The sequence below is a fragment of the Xanthobacter cornucopiae genome, assembly GCF_043195065.2.
Classification (GTDB): Bacteria; Pseudomonadota; Alphaproteobacteria; order Rhizobiales; family Xanthobacteraceae; genus Xanthobacter.
This window is the reverse complement of record NZ_CM195531.1, coordinates 88606-108217: the sequence shown is the minus strand read 5'-3', so window position 1 is coordinate 108217 and position 19612 is coordinate 88606. Positions and strand designations below refer to the sequence as shown.

The 19612-nt window shown below is 68.5% G+C and carries 14 protein-coding genes; 5 read left to right on the top strand and 9 right to left on the bottom strand.

Annotation, left to right across the window (positions count from 1 at the left end; genetic code table 11):
* Positions 1-139 precede the first annotated feature (139 nt).
* The 3 genes from V5F53_RS00440 to V5F53_RS00430 all read left to right on the top strand — a co-directional run bounded on the left by V5F53_RS00440 (position 140) and on the right by V5F53_RS00430 (position 3810).
* The gene (locus tag V5F53_RS00440; RefSeq protein WP_393995816.1) at positions 140-1009 is read left to right on the top strand and encodes an amino acid ABC transporter substrate-binding protein; all 870 of its coding nucleotides are present in this window, start codon (positions 140-142) and stop codon (positions 1007-1009) included.
* Positions 1010-1138: 129 nt separating this feature from the next.
* On the top strand, positions 1139-2146 hold the full coding sequence (locus tag V5F53_RS00435; RefSeq protein ID WP_393995815.1) for a zinc transporter ZntB: 1008 nt from the start codon (positions 1139-1141) through the stop codon (positions 2144-2146).
* A gap of 221 nt (positions 2147-2367) precedes the next feature.
* Entirely contained in the window at positions 2368-3810 is a 1443-nt protein-coding gene (locus V5F53_RS00430) for an esterase-like activity of phytase family protein (RefSeq protein ID WP_393995814.1), read from the top strand.
* Between the two features lie 488 nt (positions 3811-4298).
* Here the strand turns inward: V5F53_RS00430 and V5F53_RS00425 are convergent, their stop codons facing one another.
* On the bottom strand, positions 4299-5939 hold the full coding sequence (locus tag V5F53_RS00425; protein ID WP_393995813.1) for a glycosyltransferase family 39 protein: 1641 nt from the start codon (positions 5937-5939) through the stop codon (positions 4299-4301).
* Between the two features lie 375 nt (positions 5940-6314).
* Positions 6315-6911, bottom strand: coding sequence for a superoxide dismutase (locus tag V5F53_RS00420; protein WP_393995812.1), 597 nt, complete (start codon positions 6909-6911; stop codon positions 6315-6317).
* A 274-nt stretch (positions 6912-7185) separates the two neighbouring features.
* Between V5F53_RS00420 and V5F53_RS00415 the strand changes: the two genes are divergently transcribed.
* Complete coding sequence (locus V5F53_RS00415; RefSeq protein WP_393995811.1) at positions 7186-8277, top strand: hypothetical protein; 1092 nt, start codon at positions 7186-7188, stop codon at positions 8275-8277.
* A 689-nt stretch (positions 8278-8966) separates the two neighbouring features.
* Here V5F53_RS00415 and V5F53_RS00410 read toward each other — a convergent pair.
* The gene (locus tag V5F53_RS00410) at positions 8967-9371 is read right to left on the bottom strand and encodes a HesB/IscA family protein (protein WP_393995810.1); all 405 of its coding nucleotides are present in this window, start codon (positions 9369-9371) and stop codon (positions 8967-8969) included.
* 184 nt (positions 9372-9555) lie between these two features.
* Between V5F53_RS00410 and V5F53_RS00405 the strand changes: the two genes are divergently transcribed.
* Positions 9556-13212 (top strand): sensor domain-containing protein, encoded by a 3657-nt coding sequence (locus tag V5F53_RS00405; protein ID WP_393995809.1) that lies wholly within the window; start codon positions 9556-9558, stop codon positions 13210-13212.
* A gap of 298 nt (positions 13213-13510) precedes the next feature.
* On the opposite strand, the gene V5F53_RS00400 is transcribed toward V5F53_RS00405, so the two are convergent.
* The 6 genes from V5F53_RS00400 to V5F53_RS00375 form a co-directional block, all read right to left on the bottom strand.
* Positions 13511-13927, bottom strand: a complete 417-nt coding sequence (locus tag V5F53_RS00400; protein WP_393995808.1) for a VOC family protein — start codon at positions 13925-13927, stop codon at positions 13511-13513.
* Between the two features lie 10 nt (positions 13928-13937).
* Positions 13938-14312 carry an SUF system Fe-S cluster assembly protein gene (locus tag V5F53_RS00395; protein ID WP_393995807.1) on the bottom strand — a complete coding sequence of 125 codons (375 nt, stop codon included), beginning with the start codon at positions 14310-14312 and terminating at the stop codon, positions 13938-13940.
* A gap of 332 nt (positions 14313-14644) precedes the next feature.
* Positions 14645-15940: a Fe-S cluster assembly protein SufD gene (sufD, locus tag V5F53_RS00390; protein WP_393995806.1), complete on the bottom strand. Its 1296-nt coding sequence runs from the start codon at positions 15938-15940 to the stop codon at positions 14645-14647.
* Positions 15941-15950: 10 nt separating this feature from the next.
* On the bottom strand, positions 15951-16700 hold the full coding sequence (gene sufC / locus V5F53_RS00385; RefSeq protein WP_393995805.1) for a Fe-S cluster assembly ATPase SufC: 750 nt from the start codon (positions 16698-16700) through the stop codon (positions 15951-15953).
* A gap of 139 nt (positions 16701-16839) precedes the next feature.
* Positions 16840-18312 (bottom strand): Fe-S cluster assembly protein SufB, encoded by a 1473-nt coding sequence (sufB, locus tag V5F53_RS00380; RefSeq protein ID WP_393995804.1) that lies wholly within the window; start codon positions 18310-18312, stop codon positions 16840-16842.
* A gap of 92 nt (positions 18313-18404) precedes the next feature.
* Positions 18405-19610 carry a cysteine desulfurase family protein gene (locus V5F53_RS00375; protein ID WP_393995803.1) on the bottom strand — a complete coding sequence of 402 codons (1206 nt, stop codon included), beginning with the start codon at positions 19608-19610 and terminating at the stop codon, positions 18405-18407.
* Between the last annotated feature and the right edge of the window lie 2 nt (positions 19611-19612).

The following is a 19612-nucleotide window of genomic DNA, read 5'->3' as shown; positions in this document are numbered from 1 at the left end:
ACGGTGATTTCACGCGCCCTCGCGCCGTCACAATGTCGCGGCGGAACCCGGCCGGCGGCGCGAACACAGTGGTAATTTCGGCCACGCGATGGCAGCATCCGGCGCGGGCGCGGAGCGGCGGAAGGCGGGGGAGGGAAAGATGAGGGCACCTTGGGGGCGGCGGCTCGGTCTGGCGGTGCTGTTGCTCGCGCCGTTTCTGGCGCCGGGCGCGCTGCCATCAGCCATGGCGCAGACCCTGGAGCGGGTGGCGCAGAGCCAGAATTTCCGCATCGGCTACCGCCATTTCGCCCCGCCCTACTCCTATTCCGCCGGCAACGGCCAGCCGGCCGGCTATATCGTGGACCTCTGCCGGGAGGTCGCCGCCGGGGTGCAGAAGGCGCTCAAGCTGCCCAAGCTGAACATCGACTATGTGAAGGTCACCGCCGACGACCGCTTCCTGGCGGTGCGCGACGGGCGCATCGACATCCTGTGCGAGCCCAGCTCCATGACCATGTCGCGCCGCGCCCTGGTGGACTTCTCCCTACCCACCTTCATCGACGGCGCCAGCGTCGTCACCCGTGGCACGCCCGTGAAGGGCCTGGAGGATCTCGCCGGACGCAAGGTGGGGGTGCTGAAGGGCACCACCACGGAGGAAACCCTGCGCACCACCCTCGGCCAGATGCATGTCGCCGCCGACGTCATCACCGTGAACGACCACCCCGAAGGCCTGAAGCTGCTGGCGGATGGCAAGCTCGACGCCTATTTCGGCGATCGCGGCATCCTGTACTACCTCATCTCGAACGGTCCCTATGCCGGCAAGCTGACGCTTTCGGACCAGTATTTCACCTTCGAGACCTATGCGCTGGGCCTGCCGCGCGGCGACCAGGCGTTCCGGCTGCTGGTGGATTCGACCCTCGCCGACCTCTACCGGACCGAGAGCATCCGCGACATCTATGCCCGCACCTTCGGCAAGTTTCCGCCCGACCAGTTCCTGAACGCCCTGTTCGTCATCAACGGCGTGCCGAAGTAGCGCCGCGCCGGCGTCACCGGCCGGTGGATGCCCCTCACAAGCTGAGCCATGCCCTTGCGCGAGCGACTTTCTTGCGTCGCGCAATCGTGCCAGGAAGGGACGACTGTCCCTTCCGCCCACGGATGGCCCATGACCAGCCTCGCGCCCAGCCTCGCGACCAGTCTCGACGCCGAAGGCCTGCTCACCGCATGGTCCTTCGATGGCAAAGGCGCCGGTGCCCGCATCTCCTGGAGCGAGGTGCTGCGGCAGCCCATTCCCGAGGGCGGCTTCCTGTGGCTCCACTTCCGGCACATCGAGCGGGCGCCGCAGACCTGGCTGCGCCAGACCGCCGGCATCGACCCCTCGGCCATCGAATCCATGGTGGAGCCGGAGGCGCGCCCGCGCTGCGCCATCTTCGCAGACGGCGCCCTGCTGTCCCTGCGCGGCATCAACCTGCAGCGCAATGCGCTGCCGGAAGAACTCATCACCGTGCACCTGTGGGTCGACGCCCAGCGCATCATCTCGGTGCAGCACGAGCCGCTGTCCGCCATCGCCGACTATGAGGACATGCTGAAGCGCGGCCGCTGCCCGCGCACCCAGGGGGAATTCGTGGCCGAGCTTTCCATGCGCCTGGTGGACCGGCTCGATGCGGTGGTGAACAGCCTCATCGACGAGGCCGACGAACTGGAAGACACCGTGCTGGCCGAGGTGAACTCGGCGCTGCTGCCCAAGGTGGCGGTACTGCGGCGCGTGGCCATCAAGCTGCGCCGCCACATCGCGCCCCAGCGCGAGGCGCTGAACCATTTCTCGCTCGAGGACGACGCCTGGATGGGTCCCAAGGACCGCAACCGCATCCGCGACGCCGCCGACCGCGTCACCCGCTTTACCGAAGAACTGGACAGCGTGCGCGAGCGCGCCGCCGTCATCCGCGACCAGATGGTGGACCGGCGGGCCGAGCAGATGAACCAGTCCATGCTGGTGCTGGCGGCGGTGACGGTGGTGTTCGCCCCGCTCACCCTCATCTCCGGCATGTTCGGCATGAACGTGGGCGGCATCCCCGGCTCCCAGGACGGCGAGGGCTTCTGGCTGGTGACGGCCCTGCTGGTCGGCCTCGGCCTGTTCTTCCTGTGGGCTTTCCGGCGTCTGCGCCTGATCTGAGGTCCGCCCGCGCCCGGCGTCCGTCAAGGAAGCGTCGCGGCGCTGTCGCGCGACCGACACCGTTTCCAGTCCACCTAGCGCACGCAAGGTCATGTGCCGTCCCGCCGGCCTCCCCGCCGGGCGGGCGCCCCATGCCGTGTCCCTCCGTCCGAAGTCCGAATCGCACCACGGCCCAACGCCGCCGGGGCGGCCCGGCTCCGGCCCCGCCCAGGAGACTCACCGTGCAGACCCCCACGCGCTCGCTCCGTCGTCTTTCGCTGGCTTTCCTCGCCGGCGCCGCCCTCATCTCCGCCCCCGCGTTCGCGCAGGAAAAGGCCAGCCAGGACAAAGCCAGCCAGGACAAGGCCGCCACCGAAGGCGCGGCTTTCCCCTCGGTGCTGGTGGGCCAGGCGCTGCTGCCCGCCGCCACCTTCATCGCCCCGCCCGAGGACGCCCCGGCCGATCTGAAGGTGTCCGGCAAGTTCACGAGCGCTGATCGCGTACGCAACGACGCGGTGGGCTCGGTGAAGGCCACCAGCGTGCTGTCGAACCCGGCCGCCCCGCGCGAAACCGGCTTCGCGCTGCCGTTCCAGGGCCAGCCGGTGCAGGGCTTCTCCGGCATCGTCCACGAGGGCGGCGACCGCTTCTGGGTCATCACCGACAACGGCTTCGGCTCCAAGGCCAACTCGCCGGACACCATGCTGATGGCCCACCGCCTGAGGATCGACTTCAAGGATGGCAAGGTGGAGCGGCTCGCCACCGTGTTCCTGCATGACCCCGACAAGAAGGTGCCTTACCCCATCACCTTTGAGGGCACGCCGAAGCGCTATCTCACCGGCTCCGACTTCGATCTCGAATCGATCCAGGTGGTCGGGGACAGCATCTGGTTCGGCGAGGAATTCGGCCCGTTCCTGATCGAGACCGATCTTGAGGGCAAGGTGAAGGCCATTCACGAGACCAAGGTGAACGGCAAGGTGGTACGCTCGCCCGACCATCCGGCGGTGACCACGCCGTCCGCGCCGGACGGCAAGGTGGCGTTCAACGTCTACCGCTCCAAGGGCTTCGAGGGCATGGCCCTGTCGCCCGACAAGACCAAGCTCTATGCGCTGCTGGAAGGCCCGCTGTTCGACGCCGCCACCGGCGGCAAGGAGAAGGCCGGCGACACCGAGGTGCTGCGGGTGCTTGAGTTCGACCTTGCGAAGAAGGAATGGACCGGCCGCTTCTGGACCTATCCGCTGGCGGTGGCGGGCAACGCCATCGGCGACTTCAACATGATCGACGACACCCACGGCCTCATCATCGAGCGCGACAGCCTGGAAGGCACCCGCTTCAAGGCGTGCCCCGAAGGCCAGGTGGCCCCCACCTGCTTCGACAAGCCGGCCCGCTTCAAGCGCGTCTACAAGGTGGAGTTCTCGCCCGAGACCGCCGGCCAGCAGGTGCGCAAGGTGGGATATATCGATCTGCTGAACATCAAGGACCCCAACGGCAAGGCCCGCCAGGGCGGAAACGAGGGCGTGCTCGACCTGCCCTTCTTCACCATCGAGGACGTGGTGCGCGTGAGCCCCACCGAGATCGTGGTGGGCATCGACAACAACCTGCCCTATTCCGCCAGCCGCACGCCGCAGAAGAATGACGACAATGAATTCGTCCTGCTCTCGGTGCCGGAACTGCTGAACGCCAAGTAATACCATCGGCCCCGGTCTTCGACCGGTGCCAAGTGGGTCCGCTCAAGCGCCGCGCGGGCTTGACCAAAGGCCCATGAGTCACGCTCATGGGCCTTTGGTATAAGGCCCCCGGCCGGCGGGTCCTGCCCGCCGGCCAAACCAAAGCGGAAAGCCCAAAACCGCCCGACCGACAGCGGCGGAAAGACTGCCCCCGGAGGCCAGGGCGGCGCGGCGTCCCGGGTCACTGCGCTGCCGTACCGGCACGGAATGGCCGGCGAACTGGCGCGGGCCGGCAACACAAAAAGGCCGGGAGCCTCGGGCGCCCGGCCTTTATCTCTCCATCCTGGCGCGGCGCCCGCCTCCGGGCCCGATCCTTCTTAGCCCGATCACCCTCGGACGCCGACCGTTCCTCAGGCCGGCGCTTCACGCCCGCCCAGCCGGCCCCGACCCGGGGGTGGGAGCCGCAGCATCTGCCCCGGCCCAGACGCGGCCTCCAGAGGCCGGTCACATCACTGCCCGGCGGCGAACACGCTCGGGAAGGGGCGCCCGCGCACATCGAACACCCGGGCATAAGTGACGCCGTCGCGCTCGATCTTGACCAGCACCGGCGCCTTCACATCGGCGCAATAGAACTCACCCAGGGCCAGATAGAAGTCGGCGGTCTGGCTGTCGTAGGTGGTCTCGTAGCGCGGCCCCAGCTCTGCCGCCGCCGCAAACCGCGGCCCACACACAGCCACCTTCAGCTTGCGCCCCTGCGGCAGGCTGTGGCGGTGGCCTTCCACATATTCGTCCAGCTCTTCGGCTGCCTGCTTGAAGGCCAAGCCCCAGTAATCGAGCATGAACATCTTCTCGGCGCCCTTGATGCCGCCGACGAACGCATTGTAGTAGGTATATTCATACGGATGAAGCTGATAGAAGCTCCCCGCCGGGGCCAGAATGCCCACCGCGAACACCGCCGCGAGGGCGCCGCGCGCCAGCTTCGCGCGGTTGGCCTGCGCCAGGGCGCCCGCCTTTTCCCACAGCCATGCCGCCGCGAGGCTGCCGAGGATGGCCAGCGACGGCGAGATGAACACGAAGTGCCGAATGCCGTTGTAAACCACCGGACGGGTGGTCACCACCAGCAGGATGGGGAACATTGCGGCCATCACCACCACGATGAGCCGTGCGCGCCGCGCCGGGGTGTCCCGCCCGGCGACCACCGCCACCAGCGCGCCGGCGGCGCCCGCCAGGGTCAGCCCCAGGAACAGTTCCGGCATCTGCACCGAGAACAGGGTCGGCACGTAGGAGCGCGGCATGTCCGGCACCAGGATCGGCCGCCCCTCGAACATCTCGCGCCAGGGCACTTCCCAGAACTTGGAATAATACTTCAGCGCATAGAAGGGATTGGCCGGGTCGGCCACGCCCCACGGCCACACCAGGCCGAGCACCAGATAGGCCAGCGGCAGGCTGAGCGCGAGCAGCAGCACGAACCGCCCGGCACGGCTTGCGCTCGCCTTCAGGCCGTCCTGTCGCCAGGTGACAACGAACAGGAAGGCCAGCGCCGTGAGGATGTAGATGCCGGTCATGATGCCCACGACCCGGGTGCCCACCGCCAGGCCGAGGAACAGGCCGAACAGGGTCACCGTGCGCGGGGTGGGATTGGGGAATTCATCGAACGCCCGCACCGTGGCATAGATCAGCCCCGCCACCGCCACCGCGAACGGGGCGTCCTTGGCGTTCATGAACATGTGGCCGTAGTAGAGCGGGCAGATCGCCAGCAGCGCGATGGCGGCGAAGCCGGCCACCGGGCCGGCCAGCCGGCGGGAGATCCGCCACACCAGAACGAACCCGGCCATGCCCACCACGGCGCCGAGGAAGCGGCGGATGTCGAACACATCCACCGGCAGCACTTTCGACAGCGCGTCGGCGAGAAGATCGAACCCGCCCCCATAATAATACAGGTTGACGAAAGAGAAGACCTTACGCTGGGTCAGACCAGATGCATAGTATTTGTACAGCAGGTCGCCGTACTGGGAATGGGTGAAGTCGTCCCACCCGAGCCCGTAGTCGGAAAAGGTCAGCGCGGCGATGGCCGCGAGCAGCGCCAGCAGGGCGAGAGAGCAGGCATCGGCGATCGCACCCGGCCGCCGGCCAAAAGGCAACACCCACATCAACGGAGGACCCCAAACGAGACACCTGAAGGGAGCGTCCATCCGCCAGTCGACCCGGGGCGTGATCCTGGGAGACGGGCTCCAAGGGGCATCATCCATGGCCAAGCTCGCGAAGGCACTCGCAGATAAGGATGGCTAGCCTGGAACTGCAACAAGATTATGCCGGGCGCGGCCATAATTAAGGCATTTTACAATTAACCCGTGGGCCATATTCCCAAGAGAGCAAAGGATATTCGTGCAACGAAACGTAAGCTGGCAAAAAAATAGCCGACCCCAAGGCCGGCCTGCACAATGGACGCTCACCAGCGGCCCCCGCGGCGAGAGGGAACACTCCGGCCTCCGGGCCGAAGTGTTCCGCAACGGCATGTCGACGGATCACACAGCCTTGCTGTAGAGCTCGGCCACGTAGTCCCAGTTGACCAGGTGGTCGACGAAGGCCTTCAGATAGTCGGGGCGACGGTTGCGGTAGTCGATGTAGTAGGAGTGCTCCCACACGTCGACGCCGAGGATGGGGGTGGCGCCGTGAACCAGCGGGTTCTCGCCATTGGGGGTCTTGGTGACCTCCAGCTTGCCGTCCTTGAGGGAGAGCCACGCCCAGCCGGACCCGAACTGGCCGACGCCGGCGGCGATGAAGGCTTCCTTGAACTTCTCGACCGAGCCGAGGTCCTCGATGATCTTCTTCTCAAGCTCGCCGGGGATGGCGCCGCCACCGTTGGGCTTCTGCCAGTTCCAGAAATGCAGGTGGTTATAGTGCTGCGCGGCATTGTTGAAGAGGGGCGCATTCTTCCCGAATGAGCCCTTCACGATCTCCTCGAGGGATTTTCCTTCAAATTCAGTTCCCTTTAGGAGATTGTTGCCATTGTTGACATAAGCGAGATGGTGCTTGTCGTGATGGTACTCCAGGGTTTCGCGCGACTGGTACGGGGCGAGCGAGTCATAGGAATACGGCAGTTCGGGCAGCGTAAAGGACATGAAACATCTCCGCAAACGATCCGGCACGGGCTCGGCGCCAGATCGCAGGTCCGGTCGGCGCCTGGGCGTAGGCCAGGGCTTGGGCCGGGAAATGCGGAGCGACCGAGCTGCGACCTAGATAGGGCGGGGTCAGGCATCTAACAACCTTGATCTCGCCAATTTTATGGGTGTCGTGCCATCCTGGCATCATATCCAGGTAAATGGTTCAAAAGGGCGCTAGGCCGCTGTAAAATCAAGGCAGCGCAAGGCCGGCACAGCGAAGTGGGGTGGTGGGATGTGGGGGCTTCTGGTCGTTATCGGCATACTGATCGCACTGACCGGACTGGCGGTCATCGCGCTCGGCGTTTCCATCTTCATCTCCACCTTCGGCAACACCCTCATCACCACCGGCGCGGTGGCGGCCTCGGGCGGGTTCGTCATCACCGCCATGGGCTTGGTGCTGCGCCAGATGGAGCGCCTGTCGCAGCGCATCGAAGTGGCCATCGCGCGCGGCCGCTCCGAGGACTGGCCCGCCGCCGACGCCCCGGACGGCACCGCCGGTGCGGACACGGCGCCCGACGCGACCGAGGCTGGCGCGGACACACCGTCCCGTCCTGGGCGCCCGGCACAGCCGGAGTTCTCCACGCCCCCGGCCGGCCCCGCCCCGATCGCCGCGCCCCAAGGGCCTGCCTCTCAAGCGCCCACGTCTCAAACGCTTAAGCCGCAGGCGCCCAAGCCCCAGGTGTCCAAGCCGCCGGCTGCCAAGCCGGAGGCCGGCCGGCCCGATGCCGCCACCGAGCGCCCGGCCGAGGCCACCGCGCCCGAAGCCTTCACGGCTGGAAAGACCGCGGGCGAGACCGCGAAGCCGGAAGCCGGAAAGCCGGACTCGCCCAGGGCCGGCGCCGCCAAGCCCGAAGCGCTGCGACCCGAACCGCGCGGCCCGCGCCCGGCCGCCGAGGACCTCCCCCCGCCCCGGGAAGCCGCCCCCGACTCCGCGCCGCCCGCCGGCGAGCCGCCCCGCGCGCCCCAGCCGCCGCTCGTGAACGACCCCATGCTCGCGGCGCGGCGCGAGCGACTCGAGCGGCGCGGCGAAGGTCCGGCGGTGCCGGACGTGGAACACGCGCCGGTCCCGCCGCGCCAGCGCACCGGCTATGAGCCGCCGCCGCGCGCGCCCCGACCGGTGGAGGCACAGAACCCGCCAGCCGCGCCCGAGACGCCGCCGGCTCCGGAGGAGCCGCGGATCCTGAAGTCGGGAATCGTGGGCGGAATGGCCTATACGCTCTACTCGGACGGCTCGATTCAGGCCGAGCTGTCCGATGGCGTGGTGCGCTTCGCATCGCTTCAGGAACTGCGCGACCACGTGGCCCGCGCCCAGCAGGTGCGCTGACCCTCGGGTATTGCGCAACCCGCTGGCCTCGGGCCCGCGCGGCCCGACAGGCGAGGCGTGGCGCCCTCGGCGCCACGGCGAGGGACCCCGGATGATAGAGCGCTGAACAGGGATCCGCGAAAAACCGCCCCACGCCCTGCGCGGGGCGGCCGGACGCCCGTGGCTTCCCGGCGCCCCCTCGACCGGCGCCGCCGGGAGCAGATCGCTCGGTGCCGCGTCCGGTGTCGCGGATGAGGTATAGCGGATGTGGTGCGGACGACGGGACTCGAACCCGTACTCTCATTGAGAGGCAGATTTTCGTACCACTTCGGCTTTCGCCGCCACCGGATCGCCAGGGGCGCGGGCCCGCGAAGGACCCGGGCCGCCGCGATTCGCCCGGCGTTCGTGGTCTGGACTGTCCCTTCGCCCTGGCCTGAGCTTTAGGCGCCGCCCGTCCAGTCTCTACACCTTCCCCCTGCGAAAGGCTGGCCTGCGCATGGGGCTTGGCTCGGGATTGGCCTGAGGCTTGCGCCCTTTAGCGTTCCCCGACTTTGAGCGGTTCTGCACCACGGATTTCTCCGCGGGCACTCCAATTGAAGTCTGCTGCGTCTACCGATTTCGCCACGTCCGCCGTGACCGCGCTTCAGTTAGCGGCAATTTCGGCTTCCGTCGAGCCCACTCCCTCCCGCGCGCTCGTCCGGCCGCACGCTTCAGGATTGCGCATAGGTCGAGGCATCCGCAGGCACAAGCGAAACCGATTCGCCACAACCACAAGACGAAACCTGATTCGGATTATCGAAGACAAATTGTGCAGACAACTTATCCTCCCTGAAGTCCATCTCCGTTCCCAAAAGAAAGAGCAGCGCCTTCGGGTCGATCACCACCCGAACGCCCTTCTCTTCGACGACGGTATCCAAGGAACCAATATCATTGATATATTCCATGGTGTAGGACATCCCGGCGCAGCCGCCGTTGGCGACGCCGACACGCACCGCCGCGTGCGGTTGCTCGGCAGCGGCCAGAACCTCCTTCAGACGCGCGGCGGCGGCGTCGCTAATGCGGAGAACCGGTGGACGTGAACGTTTGGCCTCGCGCGGCGGAGAAACATCGCTCATGAACTCACTCCCTCCGGCGTCCCAAGGACTGGGGCGCGCGTCCTTATCTAGATGGTGGGCGATCCCGGCGCAGACAAGGCGTCGCGCGCGCGCCGGGGAAGCGGGCGCCCCGCACAGCCGCCCGCGTCCCTGATCCGGCGCCCCCGACCGACACCTGCCCGCCCTGGCTCAAGAGTTCGAACGAATGCCCCTACGCAGTCACACCCTTCGCCTGACGCTCGCCTATGCGATCGCGGCAGGCCTCTGGCTGCTCCTCCCCGACGCGATCATCGCTCGCGTGGCCGGTGCCGACACCGCCGCCGCCATCGCGCCTTACCGCAACATCCTGTTCATCGTCTTCACCGCGCCCCTGCTGCTGCTGGCGCTTGAGCGCACCAGCACGCCGGGCCTCCGCGCGGGCACGCTCACACCGCGGCTCCTGCATGCAGCCGTGGCGGCGCTGGCCCTGGGCGTCGCCGTCATCGCCGGCATCGCTTACACTTATCACAGCACGTCGCAGCGCCTGCTGGACGACAATCGCCGCTATCTCGCCAGCCTCAGCGAGGTCCAGAGCCGGAACCTGGCGCGCCAGCGGGCGCTACGCACCGCCGCCACCGGCACCATCGCGGCATTCCCGGCCCTGTCCCGGGCCCTGCGTGCCTACGTGGCCAATGGCGACGAGCGGGAAGCGGAACAGGTCCGCGCCCTGCTGCAGGGCGCCGCGACCACTTTCGACTTCGCCGCGCTGCAAGTGTTCGACCGCGAGGGCCAGCGCGTCCTCACCACGACGCTCGGCGGCACCGCCCCGCCGGACCTGGGCTCGGCGGTGCTGCGGGTGATCGAGACCCGGCGCGCCAGCTTCATGCCGATCTGGGATGCCGGCGACGGCGTCACCCGCAGCGGCGTTCTCGCTCCGATCATCGATCCCGGCGACGAGGCCGGCCCGCTGCTCGGCCTGCTGCTCAGCGAGACCGACGCCACGCAGTTTCTTTACCCGATCCTGCTGGACGCCGTGCGCGGCTCCCGAACCGCCGACGTCTTCTTCATGCGTCCCGAGGCGGGCGGGCGGTGGATCATCACCTCGCCGCAGCGCTCCGCCTCCGCGCCGCCGCTCACGCAGAGCATCGATCCGGGCAGCTACGATTTCGCGGCCACCCACGACAATGGCCGTCCGGGCGTGGGGCTCGATCATCACGGCCGCGCCGTGCTCGCGTTCCGCCGGCACCTCGACGGCACCCCCGCCGACCTGGTGGCGAAGATTGATCTCGACGAGGTGCTGCGCGACTCCCGGGTGGTCGCCGGCCTTTCCACGGCGGTGGCGGGGCTGTCGCTCCTGCTGGCCTTCGCCGTCGGCTTCGCCGTCACCGAATCCGCCAAGCGCCGCGCCAGCGCCCGCATCGCCGATCAGGCCCGGGCGCTCAGCCAGGCTGAGATCCGCTTCCGCGCGACCTTCGAGCAGGCGGCCGTGGGCATCGCCTATGTGAGCCTCGACGACAGCTTCCTACGCGTCAACCAGACCCTGTGCACCCTGCTCGGATACACCAGCGCGGAGCTGGAGGGCCGGCCCTACGGCACGGTCCGCCACCCCGACGACATGGCCGACGACTGCGACCTGCAACAGTCCCTCCTCAGTGGCAGGGTCTCCAACACCCGCACCGAGAAACGGCACGTCCGCAAGGACGGCGCTGTGCTCTGGCTGGCGTGCACCACGTCGCTGGCCCGCGATTCCAGCGGCGCCCCGAGCTATTTCATCACCATCGTCCAGGACATGTCGGAGCGACGCGCCCAGGAAACGGCGCTGAGCGAGAGCCGTGAGCGGTTCGAGCTTGCGGTGAGCAGCACCGAGGAGGGGGTCTGGGACTGGCGTCGCACCGGCCCCGGCCTGTATCTCTCGCCCCGCTGCTACGCGCTGCTCGGCCTGCCCGCCGACGACGGCATCGACCTGACCCGGCTCTGGTGCGAGCTGCTCCATGGCGACGACCGCCCCACGTTCCGCAACGCCTGGCGCGGGCTGCGCGACGGCAACGACCTGTTCGAGGTGGACGCCCGCATCCGCCACGGCGACGGCAGCTATCACGACTTCCACCTGCGCGGCTACGCGCGGCGAAACCCGGACGGAACGGTGGTCCGTGTGGTGGGCATGCTCGCCGACGTGACCGAGCACAAGCGCACCGAACGGCACCTGCGCCTGGCGGCGGCGGTGTTCGTCAGCTCCCACGAAGGCCTGGTGGTAACCGATCTCGTCGGCTCCATATCGGCGGTCAACCCGTCCTTTACCCGCATCACCGGCTACCAGGAAGCCGAGGTGCTGGGCAAGAACATGCATGTCATGCGCTCCGGGCGCCACGATGCCTATTTTTACCAGCAGATGTGGCACGCCATCCGGGACAACGGCAGCTGGCAGGGAGAGATCTGGAACCGCCGCAAGAACGGCGAGGTCTTCCTGCAGCAGCTCGTCATCAGCACCGTCTATGACGCCGCCGGCGCGCCGCAGGCCTTCATCGGCGCCTTCCACGACATCACCGCCATCAAGCGCTCGGAATTCGAGCTCGACCACATCGCCCATTACGACCTTCTCACCGACCTGCCCAACCGAACCCTGCTGGCCTCGCTGCTGGAGCATGCTGTCAACCGCGTGGGCAACCACTGCGCGGTGCTGTGCGTCGACCTCGACCGCTTCAAGACCGTGAACGAGAGCTACGGCCACGTGGCAGGCGATCAGATGCTCCAGATGTCGGCCGCCCGCATGCATGGCGTCCTCACCGCCAACGCCACCCTCGGCCGCTACGGCGCCGACGAGTTCCTCGTCATCCTGGAAGACCTGAAGGGGCCGGAGGACGCCGCCTCCACCGCCACCTCCATCATCGCCGCCCTGGCCGCGCCCTACGTGTTTCCCGACGGGCAGGAGGTCTATGTGGGCGCGAGCGTCGGCATCAGCCTCTGCCCGGAGGACGCCGACACCGCCCAGAAGCTGGTGCAGCATGCCAACTCGGCCCTGTTCGAGGCCAAGAACAATGGCCGCGGCACCTACAGCTTCTACACCCAGGAGCTGACCCAGAGCGCCAAGGCCCGCATCGAGATGGAAGCGGAGCTGCGCCGGGCCCTGGCACGGCAGGAATTCGAGCTGCACTACCAGCCGTGCGTCAACCTCGCCACCGGCCATATCCATGGCGTGGAGGCGCTGGTGCGCTGGCGCCACCCCACGCGGGGGCTGGTGCCGCCCGATCGCTTCATCCCGTTCGCCGAGGAAACCGGCCTCATCGTGCCGCTGGGTGACTGGGTGCTGGAGGAAGCCTGCCGGCAGATGACGAAATGGATCGCCGCCGGCATCATCTGCGATTATGTCAGCGTCAATCTCTCGCCGCGCCAGTTCAGCCGCGAGGCGGTGTGCGACCGGATCAGCGAGGTGCTGCGCCTCACCGGCCTGCCGCCCGAGCGCCTGGAGGTGGAGATTACCGAGGGCATGCTGTTCGAGGCCCGCGCCGCCGCCGAGCAGAAGTGCCAGACCCTCGCGCAGATGGGGGTGCGCATCGCTCTGGACGATTTTGGCACCGGCTATTCCTCGCTCGGCTACCTGAAGCGCTTTCCCATCTCCAAGCTCAAGATCGACCGCAGCTTCGTGCGCGACCTGCCCCGCTCGGTGGCGGACGGCGAGATCACGGTGGCCATCATCGCCGTGGCCAAGGCCCTGGGCATGGCCGTGGTCGCCGAGGGCATCGAGACCCAGGAGCAATACAGCTTCCTGCGCGACCGCAATTGCGACCTGGGCCAGGGCTTCCTGTTCAGCCGGCCATTGCAGGTGCACGACATCGAGACCCGCTTCGCCACCAAGCAGGTGGTCCTGGAGACGAGCCCGGCCTGAGATCAGCGAACCTCCCGGACGGCCCCGGGTCCGCCGCGCGCGGCGGACCCGGGGCGTCGTGGCCCGGAGGGTGCCCGCTCTCGGCCGGGGCCGGCCCGTTGCCTTCCGCCGTTCGTCCCCCGCCTTTCGCCGTGACGGACCCGCGTCGCGCAAACGCCGATCCGCCTCGCGGGCGCAGGGCGAAGGCGGCCGGGTGAGAAGGAGGACCCGCCCTGGTCCAGGTCCGCTTGCAGGCCGCCCAGCCGCCGTCAAAACACGACCCGGCCTTTGCGGGCGCCGCGCGCGATGGGCCCTGGCCTCAGTAATTGTCCCACAGGCCGGGGCTGGCGATTTCCGCCAGGTTGCCGTCGGGATCGCGAAAATAAAGGCTCACGCCGCCCTTCGGCCAGCGCACCTCGCCGGCGACGGCGACCCCCTGGGCCGCCAGATGCCGCCGCCATGGCTCCACATCGGCCACGGCAAAGGCGAAATGCGCGCGCCCGGATGCGTCATGGCCCGGAATGACGCCGCCGAACGGCAGCGCCGTGGACGCATCCGCCGCACCGCGCCGGAACAGCAGCAGCACCGTCTCGCCCACCGGATAGGCCACGAAGCGCGTATCGGCGCGCATGGGGCACAGCCCCAGCACCCCTTCGTAAAAGCTCCGCGCCCGCGTCAGGTCGTCCACATACAGGCCGGTTTCGAGCACGCGGGAAAGCGGTGGCGGCCGGTCCATGGCAAGGATTTCACCACAGGTTCAAGGTGGTCCGCGCCTCTTCCGACATCCGCCCCTGGTCCCACGGCGGATCGAAGGTGATCTCCACCTTCACGCCGCTGATTCCCGGCACGGCCGAGACCGCGTTTTCCACCATGCCCGGCAGCTCGGCGGCGGCCGGGCAATTGGGGGTGGTCAGCGTCATCTCGACCGCCACCGAGCGGTCGTCGGCAATGTCCACCTTGTAGATGAGGCCCAGCTCATAGATGTCCACCGGGATCTCCGGATCGAACACCGTCTTCAGCGCATCCACGATGCCCTCGGTGAGGCGCGTCAGCTCGTCCTGCGGAAGACCAGCGTGGATTTCCGGCAGACGATCGGTCTCGTGAGCCTTGGTCTGGGTCATGCGAACACTTCCTGTGCCGTGGGCCGGGCGCCGAAATGGCGGGTTTCCCTGTGGCGGATTTCCAAATGTGGGACCAGATGTCGAACTTTGGTGTAACGGCCTCGGGCACCACGGCCTTGGGAGTCAGGCACCGGGCTCCGGCCGGCGCCGCCCGCCTCCCCTGGAGGGAGGGGAGAACAGGCAGCCCGCCGAACGCCACTCTCCATATCAGCCCAAACGCACCTGTATGCAACGGCCTCGCGCGGCGCCTGCCTTGCGCCCCACGGACGCACCTCGCCGGACAGCAGCGGGCGCGCGGACGCGCCCTCCCCACCCTCCATGCGGGCCGCGCCTCACCCGGCGCGGGCCGCGAGCCAATCCGCCATGCGCGCGACAAGCACCTCGCGCACCGCCGGATCGGCCACATGCTCCACCGCCTCGCCGGCGAATGCCTGGATCAGCAGCATCTCCGCCTCCTGGCGCGGCAGGCCGCGTGACATGAGGTAGAACAAGACCTTATCGTCGAGCGCGCCGGCCGTGGCGCCATGCCCGCACTGCACATCGTCGGCGAAGATCTCGAGCTCGGGCTTATTGTCCATCTCCGCGTCGTCGGACAGCAGCAGCGCCTGGCTCATCATGCGCCCGTCGGTCTTCTGGGCGTCGGGCCGCACGATGATCTTGCCCTGGAACACGCCGCGCGCCGCATCGGCCAGCACGGTCTTGAACAATTCCCGGCTTTCGCAGCGGGCCACAGCATGATCGACGAACAAGGTCACGTCGCCATGGCGCTTGCCGGAAAGCAGGCTGGCGCCGCGCACCCCCATGTGGCTGTCCGGGCCACCGAAGCGCCCATGGAGCGTGAGCCGCGACAGGGCGGCGCCGAGGGTGAGCACGAACAGGTCGTAACACGCGTGGCGGCCAAGCTCGGCCACCACCGTGCCGAGATGGGTCGCCGCATCGCCCTCGGCCTGCAGGCGCACGTGGTCCACCCGCGCGCCGTCGCCCACGAACAGCTCGACGACCGCGTCGTCCAGATAACCGACGCCGGCCGGCCCCTCGAAGCTCTCGATGAGCCGCAGGCTCGCCCCCTCCTCCACCACCACCAGCAGGCGGGTGAAGACGGAAGCGGCGGCCCCGGCCCCGAACACCTGCGCCACCTGGACCGGCCGCTCCACGACAGCGCCCGCCGCCACGTGCAGCACCACGCCGTCGCCCAGCAGGGCCGTGTTCAGCGCCAGCGCCGCGTCATAGCGGGCCGGGGCGGCCGCGCCGAGCCGCTCCAGCAGCGGATGGCCCGCCGCCAGCGCCTCGGCCAGGGGCACCAGGCTGACGCCCGCCGGCCAGTCCGCCGGCCGCTCTGCGACCTGCCCGTCGCGCAGGACGATACGCGCGGCATCGGGAAAGGCGCTCGCCTCGGCACCCGCCCCCGCCCCCCGCGCGCGCGCGGGCACGGCGCGCAACGTGGCGCGCAGGTCGGTATAATGCCAGTCTTCCACCCGCCGGCTGGGCAGGCCCTGGTCCAGGAAGGCGGCGGTGGCGGCGCGGCGCAACTCGCCGACCCGGCCGGGTTCGGCGGCCGGCGAAAGCGCCAGCATGTCCGCGAAGGCTTGCTCGGCGGCGGTGCGGAGGGGGCGAGGATCGGCGTTCATGGGGCCGCCCTCACGCCGCGTCCGCGCCATAGGCGGCATAGCCGGTCTCTTCCAGCTCCAGCGCCAGTTCCTTGCCGCCAGAGCGGACGATGCGGCCCTTGTGCATCACATGGATCACATCCGGCACGATATAATCAAGCAGGCGCTGGTAATGGGTGATGACCAGCATCGAGCGGTCGGGCCCGCGCAGGGCGTTCACCCCCTCCGCCACCACTTTCAGGGCGTCGATGTCGAGGCCGGAATCGGCTTCGTCCAGAATGCACAGCTTCGGCGCGAGCAGCGCCATCTGCAGGATCTCGTTGCGCTTCTTCTCGCCGCCGGAGAAGCCGACGTTGACGCCGCGCCGCAGCATGTCCTGGGAGATACCGAGCGGCGGCGCCTTCTCCTTCACCAGCCGCAGGAAGTCCGGGGTGGAGATTTCCGGCTCGCCGCGGGTGCGGCGCTGGGCATTGAGGGCGGCGCGCAGGAAGGTCATGTTGGCCACCCCCGGCACCTCCACCGGATACTGGAAGGCCAGGAACACACCCGCCGCCGCCCGCTGGTCCGCGGACAGCGCCAGCAGGTCCTGGCCGCCGAAGGTCACGCTCCCCTCCGTCACCTCATAGTCCGCCTTGCCGGTGAGCACGTAGGACAAGGTGGATTTGCCGGACCCGTTCGGCCCCATGATGGCGTGCACCTCGCCGGCTGGAACGGTGAGGTCGAGCCCCTTGATGATCGCGTTGCCGCCGATGCGGGCGTGCAGGTTTTTGATTTCGAGCATGTGTCGCGTTCCTTGAACCGTCATCGGCGCGGGGAGCGCCGCTCGCGCCCGCCATCCGCGCCCCGCCGTCCGGAAAGGACGGCGCCATTCCTTGCAGGGCCCTCGCCCGGAGCGCCGGAAAAAGGCCCCAGCCGGGCCCTCAGCCCACCGAGCCCTCGAGGCTGACGGCAATGAGCTTTTGCGCCTCCACCGCGAACTCCATGGGCAATTGCTGGAGCACGTCGCGCACGAAGCCGTTGACGATGAGCGCCACCGATTCCTCCTGCGACAGCCCGCGCTGGAGGCAATAGAAGAGCTGGTCGTCGGAAATCTTCGAGGTGGTGGCCTCGTGCTCGAACACCGCCGAGGCGTTCTTGGCCTCCATGTAGGGCACGGTGTGCGCCCCGCAGGTGTCGCCGATCAGCAGCGAATCGCAATTGGTGAAGTTGCGCGCGCCGGTGGCCTTCCGGTGGGCGGAGACGAGCCCGCGATAGGTATTGTTGGAGCGGCCCGCCGAGATGCCCTTGGAGATGATGCGGCTCGACGTGTTCTTGCCGAGGTGCACCATCTTGGTGCCGCTGTCCACCTGCTGGTGGCCGTTGGAAATGGCGATGGAGTAGAACTCGCCGCGCGAATTGTCGCCGCGCAGGATGCAGCTCGGGTATTTCCAGGTGATCGCCGATCCGGTTTCCACCTGGGTCCAGGAAATCTTGGAATTGTCGCCCCGGCAATCGCCGCGCTTGGTGACGAAATTGTAGATGCCGCCCTTGCCGTCCTTGTCGCCGGGATACCAGTTCTGGACGGTGGAATACTTGATCTCGGCATCCTTCAGCGCCACCAGTTCCACCACGGCGGCATGAAGCTGGTTCTCATCGCGCTGGGGCGCGGTGCAGCCCTCCAGATAGCTCACGTAGGCCCCCTCGTCGGCGATGATGAGGGTGCGCTCGAACTGGCCGGTATTGCGCTCGTTGATGCGGAAATAGGTGGACAATTCCATGGGGCAGCGCACCCCCTTGGGGATGTAGACGAACGAGCCGTCCGAGAACACCGCCGTGTTCAGCGTCGCGTAGAAATTGTCGCTCACCGGCACCACCGAGCCCAGGTACCGGCGCACCAGGTCCGGATGCTCGCGAATGGCTTCGGAGATGGAGCAGAAGATGACGCCGGCCTTCGCCAGCTCCGCCTTGAAGGTGGTGGCGACCGAAACGCTGTCGAACACCGCGTCCACCGCCACCCGGGAGCCGCTCGCCCCCTCGATGCCGAGCAGCGCGTCGCGCTCCCGCAGGGGGATGCCCAGCTTCTCATAGGTCTTGAGAATCTCGGGGTCGATCTCGTCCACGGACTTGGGCGCCGCCTTGGGCTGCGAGAAATAGTAATAGTCCTGGAAATCGATGGCCGGATAGCTGACCCGCGCCCAGGTGGGCTCGCGCATGGTCAGCCAGCGGCGATAGGCATCGAGCCGCCATTCCAGCATCCATTCCGGCTCGTTCTTCCTGGCCGAAATGTAGCGCACCGTGTCTTCCGACAGACCCTTGGGAGCCTTCTCGCTCTCAATGTCCGTCACGAATCCATACTTGTACTGATCCACATCGATCGCGCGCACCTGCGCGACGGTCTCCTGGACGGCAGACATCTTCAGTCTCCTCTCCCACGCGGGGTCAAGGCCCACGGGTCAAGTTCAAAACCACGCCCCTCCGGCATGCGCCGGCGTCGCGCGGGGCCCCTTCACGCCGCTTTCGTCGAGCGGCCTCTCACCTGCGGCACCACCTTTTGCAAGGCCGCGACCGCCCTATCCACATCCTCATCGCGGGTCGACCAGCCGAGCGAGAGGCGGATGGCCCCCGCCGCCCGCTGCGCATCCACCCCCATGGCCTCCAGCACATGGGAGGGGCCCACCTTCCCGGACGAACACGCCGAACCGGCACTGACGCTTATGTGGGCAAGATCGAGGGCAATCACCAGTGTTTCCGCGCGCAATCCCGAAAAAGCAATAAGGGAGGTATTGGGAAGCCGCTCCACCGCAGCCCCGATGGCCGACGCCCCGGGGACGCTGGCGAGAACCCCCTCCTCCAGGCGGTCGCGCGCGGCGGCGAGGCGGGCCGCATCGGCCCGCTGCGCGGCGACGGCCGCCGCGGCGCCGAACCCGGCGATGGCCGCCACGTTCTCGGTTCCGGCTCGCCGGTTGCGCTCCTGCCCGCCACCCGCCACCAGCGGCGGCAACCGGATGTCGGCCCGCGCCGCCACCAGCGCCCCGGCGCCCTGCGGACCGCCGATCTTGTGGGCGGACACGGCGAGCAGGTCGAGATCGAGGGCGGCCATGTCGAGGGGCAGGCGGCCGGCGGCCTGGACCGCGTCGCAGAACACCACCGCATCATGGGCATGGGCGAGCCGCGCCGCGTGGCCCACCGGCTGCAGCACCCCGGTCTCGTTGTTGGCCGCCATCAGCGCCACCATGGCCCGGCGCCCGGCGTCGCGGTGATGGCGCAAGCGCTCCTCCAGCACGTCGAGATCGACCCGCCCCGCCTTGTCCACCGGCACCCGCTCCACCGCCGCGAAGCGATGGCCGCGCAGCACGGCCGGGTGCTCCACAGCGCTCGCCAGCAGCACGTCGCACGGATGCGGGCGGCCGCCGATCTCGACCTCGGGGTGAAGCCCCAGGGCCACCGCCTCGGTGGCGCCGGAGGTGAACACCACCCCCCGCGCCGGGCCGCCCACCAGGCCGGCCACGGCACCGCGCGCCTGCTCCAGCAGGGCCCGGGCGGCGCGGCCTTCCCGATGCACCGACGACGCGTTGCCGGGGGCATCGAGCACCGCCAGCATGGCCGCCCGCGCCTCCGGGCGCAGGGGCGAGGTGGCGTTGTGATCGAGATACACCCGATCCCACGCCGCGCCGTCCCGCCGCTCCTCGGCCGCCTGCCCTCGCTCGCTCATGC